Below are 24,731 nucleotides of genomic sequence, written 5' to 3'. Positions count from 1 at the left end.
GTTAGAGACGACCACTCAGTAATAATCCCGCAAAGAAGCCCGTTAGGCCGCCACCAAGCCCAAGCGCTAAACCCAAATAGCAGCTCAGTGACCGACCACCGGAGCATACCAAACGCTGCACTCGGCGTTGATAGGTTAGAATACCCAGCAATAGCACTAGATAACTGAGTGTCGGCAGTAACCAGCCGGGATCGACCTCGTAACTTAGAATAAACAAGCTACCGACAACGATCATGAATACTGCAGCCTGATTACGCATTCGCACCAACTGTTGGCGGATAGCATCGGTGGCTGCCATTTTTTGCGCGCGGTGAGAGCCGATAAATAAGCCCGCCAAACCACCGAGAATAGTGACCGCCATGGCACCTAATAACGCTAACCACTTCACGCTTGTGGCAACACCAGAGGTCAGCGAAAAGCCCGCTGCAGCGGCAGGTGCACTACCCACCATCGCGCCTGTTGTCAGTAACGTCGAAATACTGATGGACGGTGCCGAAAGCAACGCCGCTTTACCCACACGGCTTAGTAATTGTTGAGCTAACTGCTTACGAGCGCGAGACAAACGCTGGCGCACCGCCTCGGGGGTGATCCCCAGCAAGTCGGCAACATGCTCAGCCGACTGCTGTTCGCGATAATACAGCAGTACGACATCGCGGCTTTGCTCTGGCAACTTATCCAACGCATGATAAATAATCGCCTGCTGCTGTTGCTCACTGAGCGACGCCTCGGGTGATTCATCGCTCAGTACCGCACCCAGCTCCTCATCGAGATTATTCCTATAGTCGGTACGACGCACATGCTCTTTGCTTAACCACTGATAAGCACAGTGCCGCGTGATTTGTCGTAGCCAGGGCAAAAAGCTACGCGTCTTACGCAGCGTATTCATTTTTTGCCAAACAATGAGATAAGCCTCTTGCGCCACCTCTTCTGAGGCTCGGATATCTTTAACAATGGCCAAGGCAATACTCGCCACTAAGTTTTGTGTATGTGTGACCACCTCGGCGAACGCCTGCGAATTCCCTTGGCGCGCTTGCTCAATCGAAGCGTTAAGCGCCGCATACTGTGCAGTTTGATTAGTCATGGCAGCGCTCCTCGATGAAGTGATTAACGGCCGACAAAAAGGCCTCGGGTTGATCCCACATAATAAAATGGCGTGACTCAGCAAACTCTAGCAAGTTGATGGCATTATCACCAGCGATCTGCTGTTGATAGGCATTAAGCGCCGTTTGCTTTTGCTCGGCAGTTGAGAAGCCACCGGTCGCCGCCATTTGTAATGTCGGTACGTTGAGGTCAGCGACCTCAGCGCGTAAATCTGTGGTCATCAGCTCATACATCGCACGACCCACCGTGGCAGGATCCGACGTTTTTGCCATCGCGACCACGCGCGCTTGATTATCCTCAGATGAGGTTTGCCGTGACGCCCCCATTTGCACTTGCATCGCCATTTGTTCGGGGGTGAGTTGTTGATACACCGCCAGCATTTGCTGTGCTTGCGGCTCAACCGCTTGAGCGATTAACGCCGAGTTACCACTGACCAGCGCCGAGAAAAACGGCACACCATCAACCGCGATAAGACATTCCAACGCCTGAGGTTGCTGGCTTGCCAGTTGATAGCCTAAAAAAGCGCCCAAACTATGCCCAATGACCACCGCATCGCCAGCGGTGTGCTCCTGCAAATAACGTTCTAGCGCAGTACCTGCGTTTTCAGTAAATGCCTCGCGTAATTGAGGGTTGCTTGGATGCGCGCCAAAGCCAGCAAATGCCAGCGTGTGCACCTCATAATGCTGCGCCAACGCCGCTTCAGTTTGCTGCCAAACACGCTCATCGGACATTAAACCCGGGATAAGCACTACCGGCTGACCCTGACCCGAAACCTGCGCATGTAGCACGGTGTTTTGTGAATGCGAGGGTAGGCTGAAAAGACCAAACGACACGCCTAATAACAAGATAAAAAATTGGTTTTTCAAAGACATAATACGTTCCTATTGAGTCACTTTTAATAAAGGTTGCTCAATAAGGTCAGACTCGCACAGAAAAGTGTGACATCTTTTTTGTACTATTACTTCATATTGCCTCTTTGCGCAGGTAATATTTGGCTTATACGCTTAACGCACACATTGTTTTCGGCAGGTTGAAGGAAAGACCTCCCGACAAAAAAGTAGGATACGCCATGATTCAAAGTATGACCGGTTACGCTCGTTACGAGCACAAAGCAGAATGGGGTAGCGCCGTGTGGGAAATCCGCTCGGTTAACCAACGCTATTTAGAAACCTACTTTCGACTGCCCGAGAGCGTGCGCGCCCTCGAGAACAACCTGCGAGAGCTATTCCGCAAGCAATTACAGCGCGGCAAAGTCGAATGTCGCTTGCACCTGCATATGGATGAGAGCAAGCAAAGCGAGTTAGTGATTAACGAAGCACTCGCCGAGAGCGTGATCAACCAAGCCAAATGGGTCAACCGCCAAGTTCACAACGCACAAATTAACGCACTCGACGTGTTGAAATGGCCTGGCGTCGTCAGCAGTGACGACCAAGATATCGACGAGCTCCAAAAAGAACTGTTCGACGCCGTAAAACCCGCGCTTAACGAATTTATCGAAAACCGAGCCAGTGAAGGCGAAGCCATTAACACCATGCTTCAACAACGCTTAGACGGCATCATCGAACACGTCGCCTTTGTACGCGAACGCATGCCAGAAGTCGTTAAATGGCAACGTGAGCGCTTACTAACCCGCTTTGAAGAAGCCAAAGTCGAACTCGAACCACAACGCCTCGAAGCCGAAATGGTCATGCTGGCGCAAAAAGTCGACGTCGCCGAAGAACTCGACCGCCTCGACGCTCACGTCGCCGAAGCCCGTAAGATCCTGAAAAAGGGCGGCGCCTGCGGCCGACGCCTCGACTTTATGATGCAAGAGTTCAACCGCGAAGCGAACACCCTCGCCTCTAAATCCATCAACGCCGAAATCACCGCCGCCGCGGTCGAACTGAAAGTGTTGATCGAGCAGATGCGTGAGCAGATCCAAAACATCGAGTAGGTCGCGCCTTTGGCGCGACTCCGCCCAACCTCTCCAACCACACCATCACCTCACCACCGAAAACTCCTGAAATAGATGAGCAGGTAAAGGGTGTGCAAGGCGCCATGTGATGCTCATTGGGGCAGCGCCTTCGTGTTTAACAAATTCCACAGGTCCACAAGGTCTGTAAGGGGAGTCCTTGTTCAAACGCACGAACAGTTGAAACTGCCAGCCTTCTTCAGCTCCTTGTATATAGCGGAGTCCCGCTGCTGTTGATGGGCCTGTCGTATTTTGAGATTGCCAATGAAATAGCTCGGGGCTTATTGCGTAGTCGTTGTACTCGACGCCTTCATGCAATGCATTTGATTTATCTAAGGTTACGAACAAAGCTTCAATTTTCCGTTCGAAGTCGCGCCACACGCCAGCCTGGAAAGGGCTGTAGCGGGCCTCAGTGTAATATTCAAATGCGGTTAATATCTCTCTAATTTTGTAGCTACTGTGTAGCTTCAAGCCGGTCCACTTAATGCCCGGTACTTCATAAAAGCTTTGATTAGTTCGAGCGTCAAGGGCATCACTGAGCTCAGTGAGCTCTTTTGCAAGCTCAGGGCATTCATTGAGTTCTGTTTGCAGCTCAGCAACAGACTGTATTGAGCGACCGCCTTTTACCTGATAGGTAAACATCAATGCTCTTTTATACTGAGGCGAGGTTGGTAAAATACTGGCGTGTTGTCCAAGCTTTCTGATAACGTCGATATAGTCTGTGTCGTCGAGATGCAGTACATCTTTAAAGCGTCGATTGATTGACGTTTCTTGTGCAGTAAATGTGGGTGAGATAATTTCTGCGTCACGCTTGAGCCGCGTCCAGCCCGATGCAGTTTGCCCACTACCTTTACGATAAATGTCAGTTAACTCAATCGCTTGATCATTAACGAAATCAGTGAGTTTTATTTCGTCTTGCGGGTGGCGCAGTTGATATTGGACAAGCTCTTGCCGTAGGCGATTCCAGTTTAGATTGATTGTTTGCCGTAAATTGGTCAGGATTTGCTGACGCGCTTGCCGATTCATTTGCAAATAACAACCGGGCGGTAAGCGTGAAAATCCATTTTCCACACCGTCGAGAACTTCCTTTTTACTTAATCCGGTAATCGCACTGTATAAAATATCGAACCGGAAATGAGTATCGTATTGCCCTACAAAGTCGAGGATGAGACAACTCTCTTTACCCTCGAATAATCGTAATCCTCGCCCAATTTGCTGTTGGAATAGCGACACACTTTGTGTTGGTCGCAGTAATAGGAGCGTATCGACATAGGGTAAATCGACCCCCTCATTAAAGAGGTCAACGGTTACAATGATATTAATGTCTCGCTGCTCTAGCTCTCTTTTGATTTGTTCGCGTTGATTTTGTGGGGTTTCGCCAGTGAGTAGCTTGGCTTTAACGCCCTTGTCACAGAAGTAGTGAGTCATGAACTGGGCATGCTGCACTGAAACACAGAATGCCAACGCTCGACACTCGGTGATGTTGTTTACGTGCTCTTGCCAAGCTCGAAGGACCGCAAGTGCTCTTATATCACTTTCAGATAATAGGTTATCAAGCTGTGAGCGTTCATTAGCTGAGCGCCAATTTATACCTCGATAGTTAACTCCGTCGTCGCATGCATAATATTCAAATGGCGCTAACAGTTGCTGTTCTAGCGCATGCCATAAACGCAACTGTACAGCAGGTGAACCATCAGGTCGGGGATCGAAATGACGCATGATATTCAATCCGTCCGCACGCTCTGGCGTTGCAGTTAAACCGAGTAGGTATTTAGGCGTTAGTGCTTCTGTGATGCGTTGGAATGAGGCCGCTTCAATATGATGACACTCATCGATAATGACCATATTCCAATAGTTTTCATCGTGTCGTGTTGTGTAATCGCGCGAATTCAGTGTTTGTATCGTGGCAAACAGATGCGAGTCAGAGTCAGGTTTGTGGTTTCCCGAGAGTAACTCACCAAAATTAGAGTCTCGTAAAACGTGACGAAATACTTGTAGAGACTGCTGTAAAATCTGTTCTCGATGAGCAACAAACAATAATCGAGGTTGTCCGCCTTCTTTTGAGCAGATCCGCCGATAATCTAAAGCGGCCATAACGGTTTTACCCGTACCGGTCGCTGAGACTAACAAGTTTTTGTAACGTCCGTGGTCCCGCTCATTTTGTAGTTGATCGAGGATAATCTGTTGGAATGGTTTAGGCCGAATGTCAAAGAAAGTGGTAATGATATCGGCATTGTATTCTGGCTTGCCGCTCTCGCGCGTCAGTGCTTTTTTGAGTTCAGCTTTGTGTGTTTCATTATTAGGATCGTAAAGTTGAAACTCTTCATCCTGCCACAGTGTTTCGAAGTGCGCACGGGCGCGTTGATATAACTGTTTCTGACCCTGTTCGGTGAACTTAACCGTCCACTCTAAGCCCCCCATCAGTGCCGCTTTAGAGAGGTTTGCACTACCGACGTAAGCGGAACCAAACCCTGTGTCTCGCTCAAATATCCATGCTTTTGCGTGTAAACGAGTACGACGTCCATCCAAAGACACTTTAACCTGGCAATTGGGTAGTTGAGCTAACATATCGACTGCGGACTGTTCAGTCGCGCCGATGTACGTCGTGGTTATAATTCTTATGCTGGTCTGCGAACGTTGTTCGGCGTCTACTGCTGTAATTTCCTTGAGGATATTAATGATTTTTCGTACACCTGACATGGTGATAAAACTCATCAAAATATCAACGTGATTGCAGTGCGAAAGCTCCGCTTGTAACTCATTGAGTAATCCTGGCGAGTCTTTTCCTGATGTAAACAACCAAGGTTGCGACATACCTATTTGCGGTAAACTCAATGGCTGATCTGGAGAGTGCAGAGCACGCAAAACTGAAGGTGGATTTAAGTAAGTCGGTGTGTTGGTCTCAGTTTGGCTGAGCTGTCGAGTAGTGACTAACACTTCATTAAGAACTTCGATTTGCCGTCTTAACCTAGCATCATTAGCAGACTCATTCTCTTGAGTTTGGGTAGTGAGCTCAGACAGCGCTTGGGCGATTTGTTCAGTTAGAACTTCTGCTAAATGGCGACTGCTGGTGGTGAGGTCAAGCTCCTCACTTACTTCTGTATAGCCCGACTGATCAATAGCTTCCTGCAGCTGTTCGCTTTTGAGTAGCTCGTAAAATCCCTTTTTCATTACCATGGTCCTTTGAGCCCAATACTTAGGCATCTCAAGATGCCAGGTTTGTCGGGCTTGGGCAAGGTGGTTAGAATGAACGCATCATTTTTACGTAGCGACCAACCATGCCCCCAAAACACAAACACACCGAACGCGACATTATTCGTGCGCTGACCGAAGTCTGCGAGGATGCCAAGGTTGAGCATGAGGGCTTCGTGTGGCTCACGCACGAGGTGAACTATCAGCGTTTTCCACAGAGCTTAGTGGTGACCTTGGTGTTTGATGAGTATGTCAGTGAGCCGGCGATGTTGTCGGCTTTGGCCGCGTTAGTGCCTGAAGTGCAGCGCGCGTTGAAGCCGATCGTGGGGGGTGAGTTGCCTGCACGTCAGATTGAGGCGCGCTACGAACACACGATGCATTAAAAGCGACTATACTCATCCCAATTGGTGCCGCCGCCAGCGCAGTTGCGTTGACACCTCCTATTGTAAAGGTTATTAAGTTGTACAAACTTAAAGGAGAAAAACGATGTTCGAATATAAAAAAATCGCCTTAGCGGTGTCGGTGGTATTGATGACCACTGCGTGTTCTGACAACGCAAATACCAGCACTCAGTCGACTTCGGCAGAGCAGCAAACGGCGTCGGCTGAATCGGCTCAACAAGAAACACAACAAACCGAGTCTGAAAAGGCGAATCAGCTGTTTGAAGATATCTTTATGGCGAATGTCATGCGCAGCCCAATGTATCAGTCTTACTTGGGTATTAAAGATGACCAAGATAAGTGGGATGACATCTCAGAGGAGCAGGCGCAAGAAGACTTGGCGCTCAACAAAAAGCATTTAGAACAAGTCAAAGCGATTGATGAGTCGAAGCTGGATGAACAGACTAAAATCAGCTGGATGCTGATGAAGCAGCAGCTTGAAAATGATATTGCCGACTTTAAATGGCGTCATCATAACTACCCGGTTAACCAGATGTTTGGTTTGCACTCGAGCGTGGCTTCGTTGCTGATTAACCAGCATGGTATTAGCTCAGTGGACGACGCTGAGGATTATATCGCGCGGCTAAATGGTCTGCCGGCGCTGTTTGAACAGTTGGCTGAGAACCTCCAATTGCGTGCAGACAAAGGCATCATTGCGCCTAAGTTCGTGTATCCTTATGTGATTAGCGATAGCAAAAATATCATTACCGGTGCGCCGTTTGATGACGGTGAGGCCAGTGCGCTTTGGGCTGACTTTAATAAGAAGGTTGAAGGCTTAGCGATCTCGGATGAAGAACGCGAACAGTTAATTGCTTCGGCGAAAACGGCGTTTTTAGAGTCGGTAAAACCGGCTTACGAAAACCTCATTGTTAAGCTCAAGGATATTGAAGCGCAAGCGACCACGAAGGCGGGCGCATGGAAGTTTCCTGATGGTGAGGCGTTCTTTAACAACGCGCTGCAGCGTACCACCACGACCGATCTTACCGCTGACGAAATTCATGAGATTGGTTTGAGCGAAGTTGAGCGTATTCATGACGAGATGCGCGGCATTATGGAAGAGGTCGGCTTTGACGGTACTTTGCAAGAGTTTTTCGTTTACATGCGGAACAATGACGACTTCATCTACCCCGATACGGAAGAAGGTCGTCAACGCTACTTAAGCGAAGCGAAAGCCATTATCGATGATATGCGCGGTCGCTTAGATGAGCTCTTTATTACTAAGCCAAAAGCCGATCTCATTGTTAAAGCGGTTGAACCTTTCCGCGAGAAATCGGCGGGTAAAGCGTTTTATCAGCAACCTTCGATGGACGGCTCGCGTCCGGGTACTTACTACGCGAACTTGTACGACATGGGCTCAATGCCAACGTACCAGATGGAGGCTTTGGCGTATCACGAGGGCATCCCAGGACACCATATGCAAATCGCCATTCAGCAAGAGCTTCAGGGGATTCCTAAATTCCGTCGTTTTGGTCGCTATACCGCGTACAGCGAGGGCTGGGGCTTATACACTGAGAAACTACCGAAGGAAATCGGCCTGTATAAAGACCCATACTCTGACTTTGGTCGTCTAGCGATGGAGTTATGGCGTGCAGTGCGTTTGGTCGTAGATACAGGTATTCATGCGAAGCAATGGACGCGTGAAGAGGGTATCGATTTTTACGTAAACAACACGCCAAACGCGAAAGCGGACGCAGTGAAAATGGTTGAGCGTCACATTGTGATGCCAGGTCAGGCGACAGCTTACAAAATTGGTATGAACAAAATCATAGAGCTGCGTGAAAAAGCGAAGGCTGAACTGGGTGACAAGTTCGATATTCGCGAGTTTCACGATCGCGTACTTGGCAATGGTCCGGTGCCATTGAACGTGCTTGAACAGTTCATCAACGATTATATTGAAGAGAAGAAAAACGCTTAATTAAGCTTAATCAGCAGCGTTGTTGGCTATACAGCAACGCTGTTTCCTCCCCGCCGTTTGGCGTTATACATGGCTTGATCGGCGTGATGTAGCAGTTGCTCAATGCTGTGACCGTGCTCGGGCCACATGGCCACGCCAATGCTGGCAGTAATGGCTAACGACCCATGTTTCATGATGTGGGGTGGCTTTAACGCAGCCTGGATCTTATTCACCACCTTATCAATCGCACTATCGAGTCGTCGGGTATGTGAAGCATCCACCAACACCACAAACTCGTCTCCACCTAAGCGTGCTGCGGTATCGGTATTACGGATCGCGGATTGAATCCGAGTGGCGACTGCTTTTAATAATTCATCGCCCGTGGCATGACCGTAATGGTCGTTAACCTCTTTGAACTTATCGAGATCGAGATAGAGTATCGCGAGCCCACCGGCATCACGCTCTGCACGCGCTTGTGCGGTACGCACGCGGTCATAAAATAACGCTCGGTTAGGGAGTTGAGTCAGGGAGTCGGTGAGCGCCATGTGCTCTAGCCGCTCGATAAGTGCTTCGCGTTCGTGTTCCAACGCTCGCTGTGCAGTGATATCGCGTGCCACACCGATACGCATTTGGTCTTTTTCGGACCAGCGTGCTGTCCAGTGTAAATAAATGACTGAGCCGTCTTTATGGATGTAGCGATTTTCAAAATGTAGCACGTCCCGTCCATTATTGACCTGCTCGGCACGCAACAGCGTCTCGGCATGATGATCCGGGTGCATAAAGTCAAACATTGAACGGCCAATCATTTCTTCAGGCTCATAACCAAACACGCGTTTGGCGCCTGGGCTGAGGTAACTAAAGCGGTGGTCTGGATCCACAACGCAAATGGCATCAAGGAGCAGATCCATATATTCGGCAAGGGCTGCAAATGCAGGTTTATTCATAAGCCGCCTTAGATTTTGTTAGTATGATTGTTCTAAAACCTTATGTTTGCTTAGATTAGCCCGTCTGTCTATGCTTTCCATCTTTTATTAGTGAGTGATGAACGGATATGAATATTTGGGTGGACGCCGATGCGTGTCCGACGGTCATAAAAGAGATTTTGTATCGCGCCGCTGAGCGCAAGCAGGTGCCGCTTATTTTGGTCGCTAACCAAGCGTTGCGCGTGCCGCCCTCTAAGTTCATTCGCTCAGTGCGCGTGGAGTCGGGGTTTGATGTGGCGGATAACGAAATTGCTGAACGCTGCGAGGCTGGCGATTTAGTGATCACCGCAGATATCCCGTTGGCGGCGGATGTGATCAAAAAAGGGGGGCAAGCGCTGAGCCCAAGAGGCGAACTGTACACCAAAGAAAATATCGGTGGGCGTCTTAATATGCGCGATTTTATGGATACCATGCGCAGCAGCGGTGAACATACCGGAGGTCCTCCCCCTTTGCATGCCCGCGATAAGATGGCGTTTGCGAACCAACTCGACCGGATTTTGACACAGCTCACTCGCTAATCTATTTCGACTGGCTTTAAAATACATTTTAAATGTATGATTACTCTATAGGGCTAAAATAGCCAAACAAGGAGTAATCCATGCAAGTGACACAAATGGAACAGGAAATGCGCCTGACGCCGCTACTGCGCCAGGCATTTCGACCTTTCTTTTTATTCGGCGCGAGCTTTAGCATTGTTGCGGTTGGTCTGTGGATAGCGATGCTTGGCGGCTGGGTCTCACTACCTGTCTACGGCAATATACTGTTTTGGCACGCTCACGAAATGCTATTTGGGTTTGTTACTGCAATTATTCTCGGTTTTTTACTAACCGCAGTACAAAACTGGACGGGGCAGCGCGCTACTCATGGTAAGACATTGTTTGTCCTCGTCATGCTTTGGAGCTTAGCAAGGTTGGCGTTGCTGTTTGGTACCTATTTGCCTGCACTTGCTGTCATCCTTATTGATTTAAGCGTAATGCCAATAGCGGCGCTGTTGTTTACGCGTCTGCTGCTTAATGTGAATCAAACCCGTAACTTATTCTTTGTGCCTATTTTACTGTTACTCACCGCGACAAATGCGATGATGCACGCGGGGCTTTGGTTTGAGCAGTATGCGTGGCAGGTGCAGGGCGCTTATGCTGCGGTATTTTTAATTACCCTGTTGATGAGTGTGATCGGTGGGCGTGTCATACCCATGTTTACTGCAAATGGCACCGGTACTGCTCGGGTAAGCGCTTGGCCTTGGTTAGAACGTGCTGCTTTGGGTTGCTCGTGGCTGATCGCGGTGGTGTTTTTGTTCAGTCTAGATGGAGTGTTACCGGGCGCTGTGCTTGCCTTATTGTTTGCGTTCGCCTGTGTGTTCCACACTATCCGCTGGTTGCGCTGGCGCCCATGGATAACTTGGCGCGTGCCGTTAGTATGGTCCCTGCATGGCGCTTATGCGTTTATTCCTGTTGGGTTGGGCTTGCTTGCTATCTATTACGCGCAAAGTGCAGGTTTATTGGCGACTCATATTCAGCTTGCCAAAAGTACAGCACTGCATGCGTTAACCGTCGGTGCAATGGGTAGCCTGATTTTGGCGATGATGGCACGTATCTCACTCGGCCATAGCGGACGCCCGCTAAAATCTAAACCCGTGATGTCTGTTGCGTTCTTGCTAATAGTACTGGCTGCGTTAGCCCGTGTTGTGGGTATTGTGGTGATGCCCGAGGCTACGTTCAGTTGGTTATTGGTTGCGGCACTGGGATGGATGTTGAGCTATGGTTGTTTTGTTGGTGTGTATCAGAACATCTTGCGAAGCCCCAGAGCGGATGGCCGCCCTGGGTAATCACTCATATAGTGCGGTTTAGCCGCGCGAGAGTGTTTTAATAAGATGGTAACCAAATGCGGTTTTAACGGGACCATGTACTTCTAGTGTCGGTTGACCGAATACCACCTTGTCAAAGGCAGGTACCATTTCACCGCGACGGAACTCGCCTAAGTCGCCACCCTGTTTGCCTGACGGACAGAGTGAATGTTTACGCGCTAAGTCGGCAAATTTTGCGCCGTTGGCGAGCTGCTTTTTTAGCTCTTCGGCTTCGGGCTTGGTTTTAACCAAAATGTGTAATGCATGCGCACGTGCCATGAGATTTCTCCTTTACTGATACGTTGATCAGTTTATCACAGCTTGTACGGACTACTCCGACCAAACCGCATATTCATTGCCGCTGGGGCAGGTGAAGTGAAATCGATGACCGCCTGGAAAGCTGAAAATGGGCTTAATGATTTCACCGCCTGCCTGTTCGACGGCATGTAGACTCTTTTGTAAGTCGGGACTGTACAGTACCACCAATACGCTGCCTTGTGCCGTTTGCGCTTTTAGAGGCGCACTGTAGAAGCCGCCATCAACACCGGCATTTTTAATAGCCGCGTAATCGGGACCATAGTCGATATACTCCCAACCGAAGGCGTCATTGAAAAACTGCTTAGTTGCGGCGATATCGCTTGCAGGCATTTCAATATAATTAATTTTAGTGGCACTCATTCTTGGCTCCTAAGCAGGCATATCTCATCAGTATAGATCGCTTGTGGCCGTCGTCTAGAAGACTAACGGGTACCAAAAATTTTATCCCCGGCATCGCCCAGCCCCGGGATGATATAGCCCTGCTCATTGAGCTTGTCATCGAGTGATGCAGTAAAAATTCGTACATCGGGATGCTTGGCCAATACGGCTTCAACGCCTTCGGGTGCCGCCACCAACACGAGTACGCGAATGTCCTTACAGCCTTGTTGCTTGAGCATGTCGAGGGTGGCAATCATACTGCCGCCAGTAGCGAGCATCGGGTCGATCACCAGGGCGATGCGCTGGCCGATGTCGTTAACGAATTTATCGAAATAACTGACGGGCTCTAACGTTTCCTCATTACGGTATAAGCCGACAACACTAACTTTTGCGCTGGGGATGAGTGTGGTGACGCCATCCAGCATGCCCATACCTGCGCGTAGAATGGGGACTACCGTGACTTTTTTACCTTTAAGTTGCTCGACCTCAATAGGTGTTTCATTCCAGCCGTCAATGGTATGTGGCTCCAGCATAAAGTCACTGGTCGCCTCGTAGGTGAGTAACGTACTGATTTCATTGGCAAGTTCGCGGAAGCTCTTGGTCGAGATCCCGTGTTTACGCATTAATCCAAGCTTATGCTGTACAAGCGGATGCTTAATGACCTGTAATCCCATGGCGATGCCCCTTAATTCATGTTCTTGGCTGCAAAGCATAGCAAATTTCGCTGTTTTTTACTTGCCGATGTCCACTGCATCGACCGGACATACTGCATAACAGCTGGGCTCAGGATAGAAACCTTCGCATTCGACACATAACGACTGCTTAATTTCGTAATGCTCGTCACCCATCTCGATCGCTTCGACCGGGCACTCAGGTACGCACATATCGCAGTTGATGCAGTCTTCGTTAATGGTGATCATGCTCGCTCCTTTTTATCAGAAAACACATGGGTCTATCTACTGAGTCGATAGCGACTTCAGCAGGAACATAGACTTGATAACCCGAGCCCGGTGCTCGTAAAAGTGGTGTTCCCTTGTTATCCACAAGCTCAGTGACTTGAAGTGGATAGTTACCTTTTGGCGTGATGAGTAAAAGTTCATCGCCCACCGAGAATGCATTTTTTACATCAATAAGGTAGGCGTCTTGGTGGTCGCTTGCGAGTAGCTGCCCGACAAGTTGCTCTTTTCCTTCACTATGAGCGCGTTCGTAGTTCTGCAGTGACTGTGCGCTGTGACGTTGTAAGAAGCCATGAGTAAAACCACGGTTCGCCATACCATCGAGCGCATTGAGCAGTTGCGGGTTGAACGGCTTGCCCGCTACGGCATCATCAATCGCACGCCGGTAGACTTGGGTTGTACGTGCGACGTAATAGTCGGACTTGGTCCGACCTTCAATCTTCAGCGAGTGAACACCCATTTGCGTCAGCGGTTCGACTAAATCAACGGCACGGAGATCTTTAGAGTTCATGAGATAACTGCCATGAATATCTTCGTCGAGTAACATGGGCTCATCGGGACGTTGAGGATCGGCGACTAAGATGGGGTCCGGTATATATTGGCCCACTTCATCTTGCTGTGCAGATTGTGTGTGATACTTCCAACGGCATGCGTTGGTGCATGCGCCTTGGTTGGGGTCACGTTTATTGGTGTAACCGGAGAGTAAACAGCGACCCGAATAAGCCATGCATAGAGCGCCGTGGACGAATACCTCAAGCTCCATATCAGGCACGTGCTCGCGCATTTCTTTGATCTCTTGCAAAGACAGTTCGCGAGAAAGGATAACCCGCTCGATGCCCTGTTGTTGCCAGAACTTGAGTGCCGCCCAGTTCACGGTGTTCGCTTGCACAGATAAGTGCAGTGCCTGCCCAGGGAAGTGCTGACGCAGCAACATCACGATACCCGGATCTGAGACGATTAATGCATCAGGCTGTAGAGCAACCACCTGCTCCATGTGTTCAACAAACTGCGTCAGTTTTGCGTTATGCGGTGCGATGTTGACCACGACATAGAAACGTTTACCCAGTTTGTGGGCGTAGTCGATAGACTCACCTAGATTTGCCAAGGTAAAGCTGTTGTTTCTTACCCGTAAGCTGTAGCGTGGCTCGCCCGCATAAACCGCATCTGCACCGTAAGCAAAAGCGATTTTCATGGCGGTGGGGTTACCGGCTGGCGCGAGTAGTTCGGGGCTTTTATACATCGACATAGTTTAAGGTGCTGATCCAGTTACGTGCGGAGCTAAATGCTCGCAGGTTACTGCTAAACGCCTTATCACGCGTTGATGTGAATCAATAAACTGCCGATGTGAGGCGCTTGAGATGGGGTCGAAAGAGTGCTAATGATAAACAAAATAAATAAACTTTGGTTATTTGTAATGAGTCGTTTCGTTCAGTTCTTATTGGTTAGTATTATGTTGGCACCTAGTGGTGCGAAAGCGGCGCAAGCCACATGCATTGAAAACAAGGCAGCGCTGCTTGAGTTAGATTTCATGAGTTTTGACCAAGACTTTGAAGGGGGCTGGCGCGCCGTTGCCGATACACCCGGTTGTAAGCCCGAAGCGGTTAAACTGATTGAGGCGTATCAACAACAACGAACTGACTTATCGGACGGTATGAAGCACACGCTCCGTGTACATCAAGCCCAGCTGCATGCGGAGTTAGGTCACAATGAGGCGGCGATTGCTTTATTTAGACAGAGTTATAAACCGGACGAGCAGGACCGTAGCGGGTGGAACCCCTATATGGATGCGACCATTGCATTTATTAAAAAGGACAAACCGAAACTGGTTGATGCAATAGCGCGTCTAAAAGCCGTTCCGCGCCCCGAGGGATTTGATCCGCGCGATGCTGAAGGTAATCCGATTGAAGTGCCGTGGCCACCTAACTTAACTATTGTTGAATCTTATCTGCGATGCTTCGATATGAATTATGTTGAAGTGAATGTCGAGGGACAATGCCCTCGACCTAAAAATGATGAAACGGCTGACTAGTCGGATAAGTAATATTCAACCGTTGAGACGACACGTACTTTTTTAAGGTGTGGGTTATGACGGTCACGTTCTTGAATACTGAATAGGCCTTGGCGGGCATCTTTTATTTTGCCGAGCTCGCTATTGCTATCTTGGGCGAACTTCTCTGCCACTTCGCGTGCGTTCTTAGTGGCTTCTTCTATCATTTCGGGTTTCACATCGTTCAATCGGGTGAATAGGTACTCAGGTTGCGCTTGGTAATCGTCGGTAGATAGCACCATACCCTGTTTACCTAACTCCGATAGCGAACTCATCATGTCGCGTATTGTTTCGACGCGCGTTGAATACACGGTAATGGTTTGGGTGGCGGTATAGCGAAACTCAGCCGGTTGGCCTGAGCCGTAACGTTGTGCCGACTTATCGGTGATCGAGGGAGCTGCGACGGAAATCTCATCGGCTTTAACCCCTTTACCCTTTAGAAATTCGCTGACTTGCTGCTTGCCTTGTTCAATAGTTTGATAAATATCCGAAAGCTGATTGCTGGCAGCGGTAAATTGAATCGGCCAAATCACGGTGTCGGCAACATACTCGCGTTCAGAGAGCCCTTTCACAGTGACACTGCGATCCATTGATCGAAAGTCGGTTAAGCCTTTTGAAAAAAATGTACCAAGTATCCCACAACTGACGATCAGTCCGATAGCGATGATGATGCTGCTTTTGGTTTGCGACATGAAGCCTCCGATTCGAGTTCGACCCAATTTCTACCAGCTTCCTTGCCGCGATACAGTGCGTCATCCGCACGCTTTACTAATGTATTGACCGAGTCATCGGGTTTGAGTTCACTCACTCCGATACTGGTGGTCAACGTAATTTTCTCATTAATGACTGTGTGCCAGGGATATTTTGCAATTGCTTTGCGAATGCGCTCAGCAACTTGGGCTGCGTGATTTAAGTTTGTTCGTGGTAAAAACACCAAAAACTCCTCACCCCCCCAACGAGAAACCTTGTCATGGTCGCGTGCGGTGTCGCGAAGAATATCCGCTGCTACTTTTAGTACCTTATCGCCTGCGTCGTGCCCATAAGTATCGTTAATTGTCTTAAAGTGGTCGAGATCGAGCAATAATACCGAGACAAGCCGTTGTTCTTTTTGATAGCTCTCCACCGCACGTTTCAATAATTCAGACATGTGGCGACGGTTGCGTAACCGCGTTAAAGGATCGGTGGTGGCAAAAAAGCGTAGCTTGTCGTGTGTGATACTGACCTTATTGAGATAATAGAGTGCAAGGTAGGCAAACATTGCAAAAACAACGGTTAAGTTGAATAGGTGCACCAAAACCAATGCATCACCGCGGATAGGCTGAATGGGCGGATAGTACCAACCGAATAAATCGAGCGAGACATAGTAAATCCACAAGCCACACAGTGATAGGATAGCGGGCTTTAAACTCATACTGACAAAAATTGCGGGTACAAACATCAGTAGAAAATAATGAAAGCCACTATCCCAACCGATCAACAGCGTGCCGAAGGCAGAGTGATATAACACCTCTGCCCAGATTAGCAGAGTTGCGAGTGTGTTTTTACGCGTTGTGTACGCCCAATACGCGGTCAGATACATGGAAATACTTAATAGATTAATCCATGCAAGCAAGGGCGAGTCGAGCAGCATAAAGATGACAAAGAACGCCACATCGATGAACGCCGCTATAATGCAGCAACGCTTGGCAACTTGCCAAAACTGTGGGCGCTTGGGTGAAAGCGCGCTGAGCGAGGACAGTTCCATGTCTCGAGTAACATCCTTTTATGATTATAATAATATATTCATGTTATATTATCTTGGTTGTAACAGAATATTTCAATGGATTTTTTACCCGTTAGTTTGCTGTCTAGCGCCTTTAATAGTCGGTTTATCGTATATATCTACGTAATTAGGCGATTACGCTATGAATCTGACAATCCGCTTATTGGCTTAACGGGCTTATCCTTTATAGTTCTGATAAAGCCTTTAAATAGAATCAAAATGCTAAAAACGATTTCACCACAGCAGTTTCAAAAAGTTTTTTCATGGGCTCAAACGGCACGCGATCGTCTCTTTTGGCTTGGCCCTAATGTGCACACCGATAGTCCCATCAATGACGTTTGGGCGCGCCTAAAATGTGACGAACGCCCTTCTCTTGGGTTTTGGTACGACAATAAGTTAGTTGGTTTTGCACAATGTTATGAAAAATATGAAGGTGCAAGACACATTGCGTGTTTAATCGTAAACCCACAGGAGCGAGGTAAAGGGCTAGGGCGCCTATTTGTGCAGGCGTTACTTGATTACGCTTGGCAACATCCTGACGTTGAGCATGTTACATTAAACGTATTGCCAGAAAATCATCGCGCATTGAATCTATATCGCAGTTTAGGGTTTGTAGAGCAAACCAATAGCGATCCACAGATGGTGCCTATGCGTTTAATGCGCTAGTAGACGCTTATTTTTGAGAGTTCTATGCACGTACAACAATTTGAGTTAACGCTGCCAGCCTTTAATCGAGGCTTTCACTTAATCACTGATCGCGTAGAGCGGTTATTAGCTGAAAAGTGCCAATTATCGACTGGTCTCGTGCATGTGTTTATTCAACATACCTCGGCTTCATTGACGATCAATGAAAATGCCGATGCGACCGTGCGGGGTGACTTTGAACGCCATTTCAACGAGATGGTGCCTGAGAACGCGCCCTACTATGAGCACACCTATGAGGGGCCTGATGACATGCCAGCTCACTTGAAGTCGAGTATTCTAGGCGCGAGTGTGACTGTACCGTTAACCCAAGGGCGTCTTAATATGGGCACATGGCAAGGTATCTACTTGTGTGAGCACCGCGACCACGCCAGCAGTCGAAAACTGGTGCTCACTGTACAAGGTGTTTAAGCTTTAAAAGTGAGCTTAATACCGTTCTAACCAATGCGCATAAGGGGCGGGTAATACCCAAGACGGCTTCTCAACACGCAATGCTTTAGCAGTATCGTAAGGCCAGTGTGGGTTCGATAAATGTGCACGGCCAACCATCACTAAGTCTAACTGACCCTGTGCGACGGTGTGTTCTGCCAGCTGTGGTAAATCGATTCCCCACGCCGATGCAACGGGAATATCCGCGGCGTTTCTGATGCGTTCAGCAATCGGCGCCATAAAGCCCGGTCCCCATGGGATATTGGCGTGCGGCGTTGAGAAACTGATACTGACGTTTAGAAAATCCAACCCTTCTGCTTTGAGCAACTCAGTTAACTTAATCGACTCTTGCAACTGCTCCTCGTCATTGCCATCAAATTCGATAACACCAAAACGTGCAGTTAGCGGGAAGTTATCGGGCCATACGGCTTTGACCGCCCGCACAGTTTCGACTAAGAAGCGTGCGCGGTTCTCAAATGACCCGCCATATTCGTCAGTACGCTGGTTAGCATGTGGCGAGAAAAAGCTTTGACCAAGGTACCCATGAGCAAAGTGTAACTCGAGCCATTCAAACCCCAGGTCTCGAGCACGTTCAGCAGCGGCAACAAAGTCAGTTTGTACACGCTTGATATCTTCTAACGTCATCTCTTTGGGTTGGCGAGGCAGGTTCGCGCCAAAAGCGATTGGTGAGGGCGAGAGCGTTTCCCAGCCTCGGACGTCCTCTTCAGCAATATGGTCGTCGCCGTCCCATGGACGGTTGGCACTTGCCTTCCGTCCCGCATGACCAATTTGAATACCCGCTACCGCACCGGCGGCTTTGATGTTGTCGACAATCGGCTGCATCGCTTGTGCTTGCTCGTCATTCCACAACCCGGTGCAGTTCGGGGTGATACGTCCTTCAGGAGAAACTGCGGTCGCCTCAACAATAACTAAGCCTGCACCACCGCGCGCTAAGCTGGTGTAGTGACTGAGGTGCCAATCGTTGACCACGCCTTCTTCTGCCATGTACTGGCACATCGGAGGTACGGCAATACGGTTACGCAAACGAACATCTTTTAACTCAAATGGTTGAAATAAAGCTGACACGCTAAGTACTCCTTGTTGATTACTGCGCTTGTTCTAGTTGCTTAATTAACGCTTCTGCTAGAACTTTGTCGGAAAAAGGGTTCTGACCGGTAATCAGTTCGCGGTCGATAACGACGTTGGGCTGCCACGCTTCGGCTTGTTCGAGATTCGCGCCTGCGGCTTGCATCGCAGCGGCTGGGTAATAACGGATTTGTTTGCCATTAAGTGAGCGCTCGAAAACTTGTTCTTCTGGGGTCGAGAAGATGGTCATGTTATAGCCCTCGTAGATCCAATCTTGCGCTTGTGATTGACCTTCTTTCGCAAATTGGTCAATAAACTGTGCCGGCATTTGCTGTGGTGACAGCAGCGCAATAGGGCCGTGGCAAATTGCGGCGGTAGGCTTTTGTTGGTTGTGGAAATAAGTCAGTAGCTTACCGACTTCAGGATTACCGACCAAGTCAATCAGAGGTGCATGACCGCCAGGTATGAATAGACCATCAAATTGGCTCAAATCACTTTTGAGTACGTCGGCGAGTTTGTGGGTATCGTTAATACCATCAAGGTTAGCGATGACTTTTTGAATGCGCTGCATTTCTTGCTCATCGCCGCCGAAATATTGTGTATCGACAGAACGTTGGTCGACCCGCGGCGCGTTACCTTTTGGAGTGACCAAAACGAGCTCGTAGCCCGCTTGCTGAAGCGCATCAGCCGGTACACCAAATTCGTTCAGGTAGTATCCCGTTGGATATTGGCTGCCATCAGCAAGTTCCAATTGTGTTTCACTGGAGAGTAAAACGAGCACCTTGCCCTTGCTCGCCACCGCTGCTTGGCAAAACAGCAATACTGCACCTAAAGTGGCAGTGAGTAAGAGTGACTTGATAAAACCGGTTGTCATAAAGCCTCCAATTAAGGCGTAAATTTGATGCGCTTATAGTAGCGTGTGTACTATCATTCGATAATAAGAAAATATCTATTTGACCCATCGAAAAAATGAATAGCGAATGAATTTATACACTAAGGATATTAACCTTCTGTTGGTTTTTCATACACTTTATGAAGAGTTAAATGCTACCCGGGCAGCGCAACGTATGTCACTGAGTCAGCCCGCATTAAGTCATAAGTTAAATAAACTTCGCCACGAAATGGGAGACTCATTATTCGTGCGTGCAGCGAGAGGGTTGACCGCGACACCGCGTGCCCATGAGCTTGCGCGTCAGATGCAACCACTTATTCATCAGCTCAGAAACTTTTATGAACAAACCGAGGGACATGACTATCTGAGCAGAACGGAGTCGATACGGATATATACGACAGATTATATGGAGCAAGCGCTATTGCCTCATCTATTGCCTTTAGTTCGGCAAGCTGCACCTAATGTCACCATAGTTACGCAAAATACGCGAGGTCGTCTTCCACGCCAAGAGTTGGAAACAGGCGAATGTGATATTGCTATCGCAGGCTTTTACAATGACTTACCTGACACGTTGCGACAACAACGCTTGATTGAGGAGCCATTTAAAGTATTAGCAGCTAGGGATAATCCGCATGTCATCGGCGGGTTTTCACTTGACGATTACTTAGAGTGTGAGCATTTACTTACTACCTTAACAGGTGATTTGAAAGGGTTGGTCGATCAAAAGCTAGCAGAGTTGGGGCGTGAACGTAGTATCGTTGCAGGTTTATCCAGTTTTATTGTGCCGACTCGGTTGTTAACCGAGACGCGGTGGTTGCTGACTTGTTTGCGCTCAATAGCTGAGCAGGCGACCGCATTGGATGATAATTTAGTCATACTTGAACCCCCCCTTGACCTTCCGAATGTGCAGGTAATGCAGATTTGGCATGAACGGACGGATGCTGATCCGATGCGTCGATGGTTAAGAAACACAATACAAGAGGTACTCCAACGTGTCTGCAGAGAGCACTCAAGTTAACCAACTTTTTATGATTTATATCGGCGGTAGCGCGCCGGGTGCACATATTGAGCTCCATGATGTGCGGTTTGTCGTCGCGCCAGCGATTGAAGCCACTTTTCCGGCATTACGACAGCAGTGGTTCGGTTCGCAGAAGGGTCTCCACATGGATAGCTACGTTGCCTTACATCATGTCGATGGCTATCGCATTTCGCTCATTAAAGAGCCTGTCGACAATCAGGGGGTATCCTTATACTTTGTGAATTTTGGTGGTTATTTCCCGGGTCGTTTGGCGGAATTCCATGATTTTACTGTAGTGGTGGCGAAGTCAGCCGCGGATGCTAAACAACGGGCGCGAGTGCACGTTTCTGCCACAGGGCTTGCGGGGGCCGAACAACTGCATAAAGACGACTTGCTTGAAGTCGATGACTGCCTCAAGATTGATTTACTCGATGGCTATGCCATTAAACTTGAATACGATGGCGTGCAACAGCCGTTAAAGCCCAATTGGATGGGCTACCACCCTCTACCGTAGGATTTTCGAATGGCGGACAAACACCCCCTGCATCAACGACACCACGCTTCGGCTAAGCAGTCGGAAGAAGCCATCGCGCGACTGCAGAATAATGACAGCTATAAACTGGCATTTGCTGATAACGACTTTCTACTGGAAGACGATCTTCGCCATGTTCGATTGCAATTAGAGTACTTAAAGCCTGAGCGCGTGCTCGATAAGCATCAGATTGATGCGACGGTAGTCGTGTTTGGTAGCGCGCGTTTTTTATCACCGGAACAGGCGCAATATAACCTCGATATTGCGCAAGCTGAGCTTGATAAAACCCCCAACGATGCGACGACTAAAGCACACTGGATTAAAGCAAAGCGGGATTTAAAGAACAGCCGCTATTACTCAGAGTCGCAGAAATTTGCGCATTTAGTTACTGAGCACAGCCAGAATTACCCTGAGCATCGCGTTGTGGTAATTTCAGGCGGTGGTCCAGGTGTGATGGAGGCGGCTAATCGCGGTGCGACTGAGGCCGGTGGTGAGAGTATCGGACTTAATATTGTGTTACCCAAGGAGCAATATCCGAACCCTTACATCACGCCCGAGTTTTGCTTCCAATTTCACTATTTTGCCATTCGAAAAATGCATTTCTTGATGCGGGCACGCGCTCTAGTTGCGCTCCCAGGCGGCTACGGCACCTTAGATGAGTTGTTCGAGACGCTCACCTTAATTCAAACAAAGAAAATCGATCCAGTGCCTATTGTACTGATAGGCAAAGGCTTTTGGTCGAAGTTAATTAATTTCGACTTATTGATTGAAGAAGGTTTAATAGCGCCCGATGACGTGAAGTTGTTTACGTTAGTCAATACGGCGGAAGAAGCGTGGGCGCATATCTGCCGATGCTATGAACTCAGTGAGGGGAGTAAATAAATGACATGGGATGCGCTTGAAACGCCTTATTTACGTGTTGATCGTCCGCGGTTTGATGCCAATATCAAGCGTTTGAACTGCCATCTCAGCGCATTAAAGACGCCCTTGCGGCCCCACGTAAAAACGCTCAAATCGCTGCCTGCGGTTAAGGCTATCTTTAATGGTGGCACGGGACCGATTACCGTATCGACGCTAAAAGAAGCTGACTTTTTTGCAGAACACGGCTTTCTAGATCAAATTTATGCGGTGGGGATTGCGCAGAACAAACTGCCTCACGTTAAGCGGTTGATCGAACAAGGCGTTGATTTAAAAATCATCTTAGAGAGTGAGACACAGGCGCTTCAGGTGGTCGAGTTTTGTCGTATGCATGACATCGTTATTCCTGTGCTTATTGAAATTGACTGCGATGGCAGCCGTGCAGGATTAACTGCTGAGAGTCCTACGCTGATGGATGTCAGCAAAATCCTAGCGCAAGCCGAACTTTTTAAGGGTATTCTGTTGCATGCAGGTGGCTCGTACGGTTGTATGACACGTTCAGACAAAGTCGCGGCGGCTGAGAACGAACGTGCCACTGCGGTTCATGTGAAGGAGCGACTTGAACTGGTAGGAATTGACTGCCCGATGGTCAGTATCGGCTCTACGCCTACCGCACACTTTGCCCAAGATCTCACGGGCGTGACGGAAGTGCGTGCCGGTGTTTATACATTTTTTGATTTAGTGATGGCGAATATCAATGTGTGCTCACTTGATGATATCGCGTTATCTGTGGTGACCACTGTCATAGGGGTGAAGCCGGAGAAAGGTTGGATCCTCATTGATGCGGGCTGGATGGCGTTATCGCGCGACCGCGGTACAGCATCGCAAGCGGTCGATTATGGCTATGGTATGGTGCTAGATGCTGCGGGACGACCGCTTACCGACTGGATAGTAGAGAGCACTAGCCAAGAGCATGGGGTCATTAAACAGCGTGCAGGCTCGAGCGAAATACCCAGCGATGTTCAGATCGGCGATAAATTACGCATCCTTCCGAATCATGCTTGTGCCACAGCCTCTCAGTTCGATAAGTATTATGTTGCTGATGCAGAGGGGCAATTGAGCGAACAATGGTCACGGTTTAATTTCTGGTAACAAAAAAGGAGCCATTCGGCTCCTTTTTTATATGACCGAGGTGTTTATACCATCGGTTTAGTGCCTTTACCGCTACTACTATCGCGACGCCAGAGGCTGGTGATCCGCGCTGAACGCACGATGAGCCAAGTGAGTCCAAACAATGCCACAGCGAGCCCGAAAGCGAGTAACCGACTGTATGTGCTTGAGGAATAGATACCGCCATTACCGACGGGCACAGGCTCGGGAGGCATGAGTGGAAGACCGTAGCGTTCCGCCATTTTCTTAATGCCGATAAAATGAATGCCTGGGATATTCTCTTGTAAGAAGTAGCCCATCACCGTATCCACCGCGTAAGCGCGAGCCGGTGCGTCGTACTGTAGTCCTGATTTAAACATATCATCGATACCTGGAGGACCTACGATAGTCGCACCACCGCCGACGTTGACGAACGCTTTGTAGTTACGATCGGATGAGTATTCACGGAAAATCGCGATACGGTCGGCCACCGCTTCTTGATAGTTCGCCGGTTCAATAATCGGCAAGCCAGCGCGTTCAATCGTTTGACGAATCGATTGAATACCGGCTTGTGGGATACCAATGCCGCGGTCTTCGATGCCGCCAATCGAGGCATATTTAGGCTCGAACGAGATCACGCCGGCTTTGTTGAGTTCACGTGCCATGTCCAACCACAAGAAACCGGGTACGTTAGCTCCCCACTGCGATGACGACGCCGAAGCGATAATAACCGGCTCCGCTTCCATGGCTTCAATTGCAGAATACACGGCAAGGTTTAGAGCAGGGAAAGAGCCAGATACAGTCACCGCGACTAAGTCACCTTTTTTAACGCCTGCTTTAGCTAATAGTTTAACCGCCACGGCTGCCCAGTTGGGGTTCACTGTGGTCTGTTTAGACTCGCGTCCACCATGGTTAGTCGTGACGATGCTATTATCGAGACCGACAAAGCCCGAGCGTTGAGGGTCGAACTCTGGGTTAATCGGCTCCTTTTCAGCGCGCAATGGACGGATGACTTCCATTCCTTGGCGCATAATTTTTGCAGCCGTTACCATGGTGGCGTAGTTTTCGTCCACGATTGGATCGGTTTCTTTAACGTTTTCGACGGCGAGTAAAGCAATTAATGCCGCGATCATTAATACGATGAGTCCCCAGGCTGGCACACCTGAAGAACGCCAATAAATCTTAGTAAAACTACTCATT

At 48.8% G+C, this 24,731-nt stretch carries 26 protein-coding genes; 12 read left to right on the top strand and 14 right to left on the bottom strand.

Annotation, left to right across the window (positions count from 1 at the left end):
* Window position 1: 1 nt before the first annotated feature.
* Window positions 2–1,081, bottom strand: a complete 1,080-nt coding sequence (locus BFR57_RS00375) for a sigma-70 family RNA polymerase sigma factor (RefSeq protein ID WP_071462115.1) — start codon at window positions 1,079–1,081, stop codon at window positions 2–4.
* Complete coding sequence (locus BFR57_RS00370; RefSeq protein ID WP_083404975.1) at window positions 1,074–1,973, bottom strand: alpha/beta hydrolase; 900 nt, start codon at window positions 1,971–1,973, stop codon at window positions 1,074–1,076. The genes BFR57_RS00375 and BFR57_RS00370 overlap by 8 nt, the downstream gene beginning before the upstream one ends.
* A 197-nt stretch (window positions 1,974–2,170) precedes the next feature.
* On the opposite strand from BFR57_RS00370, the gene BFR57_RS00365 reads away from it, so the two are divergent.
* Window positions 2,171–3,034, top strand: a complete 864-nt coding sequence (locus BFR57_RS00365) for a YicC/YloC family endoribonuclease (RefSeq protein ID WP_071462114.1) — start codon at window positions 2,171–2,173, stop codon at window positions 3,032–3,034.
* A 45-nt stretch (window positions 3,035–3,079) separates the two neighbouring features.
* Here the strand turns inward: BFR57_RS00365 and BFR57_RS00360 are convergent, their stop codons facing one another.
* Window positions 3,080–6,223 carry a DUF3427 domain-containing protein gene (locus BFR57_RS00360; RefSeq protein WP_083404974.1) on the bottom strand — a complete coding sequence of 1,048 codons (3,144 nt, stop codon included), beginning with the start codon at window positions 6,221–6,223 and terminating at the stop codon, window positions 3,080–3,082.
* Between the two features lie 107 nt (window positions 6,224–6,330).
* On the opposite strand from BFR57_RS00360, the gene BFR57_RS00355 reads away from it, so the two are divergent.
* Entirely contained in the window at window positions 6,331–6,627 is a 297-nt protein-coding gene (locus BFR57_RS00355) for a hypothetical protein (protein ID WP_071462112.1), read from the top strand.
* Between the two features lie 103 nt (window positions 6,628–6,730).
* Window positions 6,731–8,599: a DUF885 family protein gene (locus BFR57_RS00350; protein ID WP_071462111.1), complete on the top strand. Its 1,869-nt coding sequence runs from the start codon at window positions 6,731–6,733 to the stop codon at window positions 8,597–8,599.
* A 26-nt stretch (window positions 8,600–8,625) separates the two neighbouring features.
* Here BFR57_RS00350 and BFR57_RS00345 read toward each other — a convergent pair whose 3' ends face one another.
* Window positions 8,626–9,522 (bottom strand): sensor domain-containing diguanylate cyclase, encoded by an 897-nt coding sequence (locus BFR57_RS00345; RefSeq protein ID WP_071462110.1) that lies wholly within the window; start codon window positions 9,520–9,522, stop codon window positions 8,626–8,628.
* A gap of 107 nt (window positions 9,523–9,629) precedes the next feature.
* Here BFR57_RS00345 and BFR57_RS00340 point away from each other — a divergent pair, with 107 nt between their 5' ends.
* Both BFR57_RS00340 and BFR57_RS00335 read left to right on the top strand, forming a co-directional pair.
* Window positions 9,630–10,079 carry a YaiI/YqxD family protein gene (locus BFR57_RS00340; protein ID WP_071462109.1) on the top strand — a complete coding sequence of 150 codons (450 nt, stop codon included), beginning with the start codon at window positions 9,630–9,632 and terminating at the stop codon, window positions 10,077–10,079.
* Window positions 10,080–10,159: 80 nt separating this feature from the next.
* The gene (locus BFR57_RS00335) at window positions 10,160–11,386 is read left to right on the top strand and encodes an NnrS family protein (protein WP_071462108.1); all 1,227 of its coding nucleotides are present in this window, start codon (window positions 10,160–10,162) and stop codon (window positions 11,384–11,386) included.
* Window positions 11,387–11,404: 18 nt separating this feature from the next.
* Here the strand turns inward: BFR57_RS00335 and ppiC are convergent, their stop codons facing one another.
* The 5 genes from ppiC to yegQ form a co-directional block, all read right to left on the bottom strand.
* The gene (gene ppiC / locus BFR57_RS00330) at window positions 11,405–11,683 is read right to left on the bottom strand and encodes a peptidylprolyl isomerase PpiC (protein ID WP_006954514.1); all 279 of its coding nucleotides are present in this window, start codon (window positions 11,681–11,683) and stop codon (window positions 11,405–11,407) included.
* Window positions 11,684–11,734: 51 nt separating this feature from the next.
* Complete coding sequence (locus BFR57_RS00325; protein WP_071462107.1) at window positions 11,735–12,082, bottom strand: VOC family protein; 348 nt, start codon at window positions 12,080–12,082, stop codon at window positions 11,735–11,737.
* Window positions 12,083–12,144: 62 nt separating this feature from the next.
* A complete protein-coding gene (upp, locus tag BFR57_RS00320) occupies window positions 12,145–12,774 on the bottom strand; it encodes a uracil phosphoribosyltransferase (protein WP_071462106.1) in 630 nt (209 codons plus the stop codon).
* Window positions 12,775–12,831: 57 nt separating this feature from the next.
* A complete protein-coding gene (locus BFR57_RS00315; protein WP_006954506.1) occupies window positions 12,832–13,020 on the bottom strand; it encodes a 4Fe-4S dicluster domain-containing protein in 189 nt (62 codons plus the stop codon).
* A complete protein-coding gene (yegQ, locus tag BFR57_RS00310) occupies window positions 13,007–14,296 on the bottom strand; it encodes a tRNA 5-hydroxyuridine modification protein YegQ (RefSeq protein ID WP_143441027.1) in 1,290 nt (429 codons plus the stop codon). Before yegQ ends, BFR57_RS00315 begins: the two co-directional genes overlap by 14 nt.
* A gap of 174 nt (window positions 14,297–14,470) precedes the next feature.
* Here yegQ and BFR57_RS00305 point away from each other — a divergent pair, with 174 nt between their 5' ends.
* Window positions 14,471–15,085 (top strand): hypothetical protein, encoded by a 615-nt coding sequence (locus BFR57_RS00305; RefSeq protein WP_143441022.1) that lies wholly within the window; start codon window positions 14,471–14,473, stop codon window positions 15,083–15,085.
* On the opposite strand, the gene BFR57_RS00300 is transcribed toward BFR57_RS00305, so the two are convergent.
* On the bottom strand, window positions 15,082–15,795 hold the full coding sequence (locus BFR57_RS00300) for an SIMPL domain-containing protein (RefSeq protein WP_071462104.1): 714 nt from the start codon (window positions 15,793–15,795) through the stop codon (window positions 15,082–15,084). The genes BFR57_RS00305 and BFR57_RS00300 overlap by 4 nt on opposite strands.
* Window positions 15,753–16,847 (bottom strand): GGDEF domain-containing protein, encoded by a 1,095-nt coding sequence (locus tag BFR57_RS00295; RefSeq protein WP_071462103.1) that lies wholly within the window; start codon window positions 16,845–16,847, stop codon window positions 15,753–15,755. Before BFR57_RS00295 ends, BFR57_RS00300 begins: the two co-directional genes overlap by 43 nt.
* A gap of 237 nt (window positions 16,848–17,084) precedes the next feature.
* Between BFR57_RS00295 and BFR57_RS00290 the strand changes: the two genes are divergently transcribed.
* Together BFR57_RS00290 and BFR57_RS00285 are read left to right on the top strand one after the other, a co-directional pair.
* Window positions 17,085–17,531 (top strand): GNAT family N-acetyltransferase, encoded by a 447-nt coding sequence (locus tag BFR57_RS00290; RefSeq protein WP_071462102.1) that lies wholly within the window; start codon window positions 17,085–17,087, stop codon window positions 17,529–17,531.
* A 24-nt stretch (window positions 17,532–17,555) separates the two neighbouring features.
* Entirely contained in the window at window positions 17,556–17,978 is a 423-nt protein-coding gene (locus BFR57_RS00285) for a secondary thiamine-phosphate synthase enzyme YjbQ (RefSeq protein WP_071462101.1), read from the top strand.
* A 15-nt stretch (window positions 17,979–17,993) separates the two neighbouring features.
* Here the strand turns inward: BFR57_RS00285 and BFR57_RS00280 are convergent, their stop codons facing one another.
* Window positions 17,994–19,082 (bottom strand): NADH:flavin oxidoreductase/NADH oxidase, encoded by a 1,089-nt coding sequence (locus BFR57_RS00280; protein WP_071462100.1) that lies wholly within the window; start codon window positions 19,080–19,082, stop codon window positions 17,994–17,996.
* 19 nt (window positions 19,083–19,101) lie between these two features.
* Window positions 19,102–19,956 carry a type 1 glutamine amidotransferase domain-containing protein gene (locus BFR57_RS00275; RefSeq protein ID WP_071462099.1) on the bottom strand — a complete coding sequence of 285 codons (855 nt, stop codon included), beginning with the start codon at window positions 19,954–19,956 and terminating at the stop codon, window positions 19,102–19,104.
* Window positions 19,957–20,062: 106 nt separating this feature from the next.
* Between BFR57_RS00275 and BFR57_RS00270 the strand changes: the two genes are divergently transcribed.
* From BFR57_RS00270 to BFR57_RS00255, 4 genes are read left to right on the top strand one after another with little or no spacing between them, the layout of a single operon-like run.
* Window positions 20,063–20,992 carry a LysR family transcriptional regulator gene (locus tag BFR57_RS00270; RefSeq protein ID WP_071462098.1) on the top strand — a complete coding sequence of 310 codons (930 nt, stop codon included), beginning with the start codon at window positions 20,063–20,065 and terminating at the stop codon, window positions 20,990–20,992.
* Between the two features lie 10 nt (window positions 20,993–21,002).
* On the top strand, window positions 21,003–21,506 hold the full coding sequence (locus BFR57_RS00265) for a DUF1543 domain-containing protein (protein WP_071462264.1): 504 nt from the start codon (window positions 21,003–21,005) through the stop codon (window positions 21,504–21,506).
* Window positions 21,507–21,515: 9 nt separating this feature from the next.
* Window positions 21,516–22,406: a TIGR00730 family Rossman fold protein gene (locus tag BFR57_RS00260; RefSeq protein ID WP_006954487.1), complete on the top strand. Its 891-nt coding sequence runs from the start codon at window positions 21,516–21,518 to the stop codon at window positions 22,404–22,406.
* Window positions 22,407–23,534 carry a DSD1 family PLP-dependent enzyme gene (locus BFR57_RS00255; protein ID WP_071462097.1) on the top strand — a complete coding sequence of 376 codons (1,128 nt, stop codon included), beginning with the start codon at window positions 22,407–22,409 and terminating at the stop codon, window positions 23,532–23,534. It abuts the gene before it with no gap.
* Window positions 23,535–23,578: 44 nt separating this feature from the next.
* Here BFR57_RS00255 and pgsW read toward each other — a convergent pair whose 3' ends face one another.
* Window positions 23,579–24,730 carry a poly-gamma-glutamate system protein gene (pgsW, locus tag BFR57_RS00250; RefSeq protein WP_006954483.1) on the bottom strand — a complete coding sequence of 384 codons (1,152 nt, stop codon included), beginning with the start codon at window positions 24,728–24,730 and terminating at the stop codon, window positions 23,579–23,581.
* Window position 24,731 lies beyond the last annotated feature (1 nt).

This window comes from Idiomarina sp. MD25a (assembly GCF_001870515.1).
Classification (GTDB): Bacteria; Pseudomonadota; Gammaproteobacteria; order Enterobacterales; family Alteromonadaceae; genus Idiomarina.
This window is presented reverse-complemented; position numbering and strand designations above follow the sequence as displayed.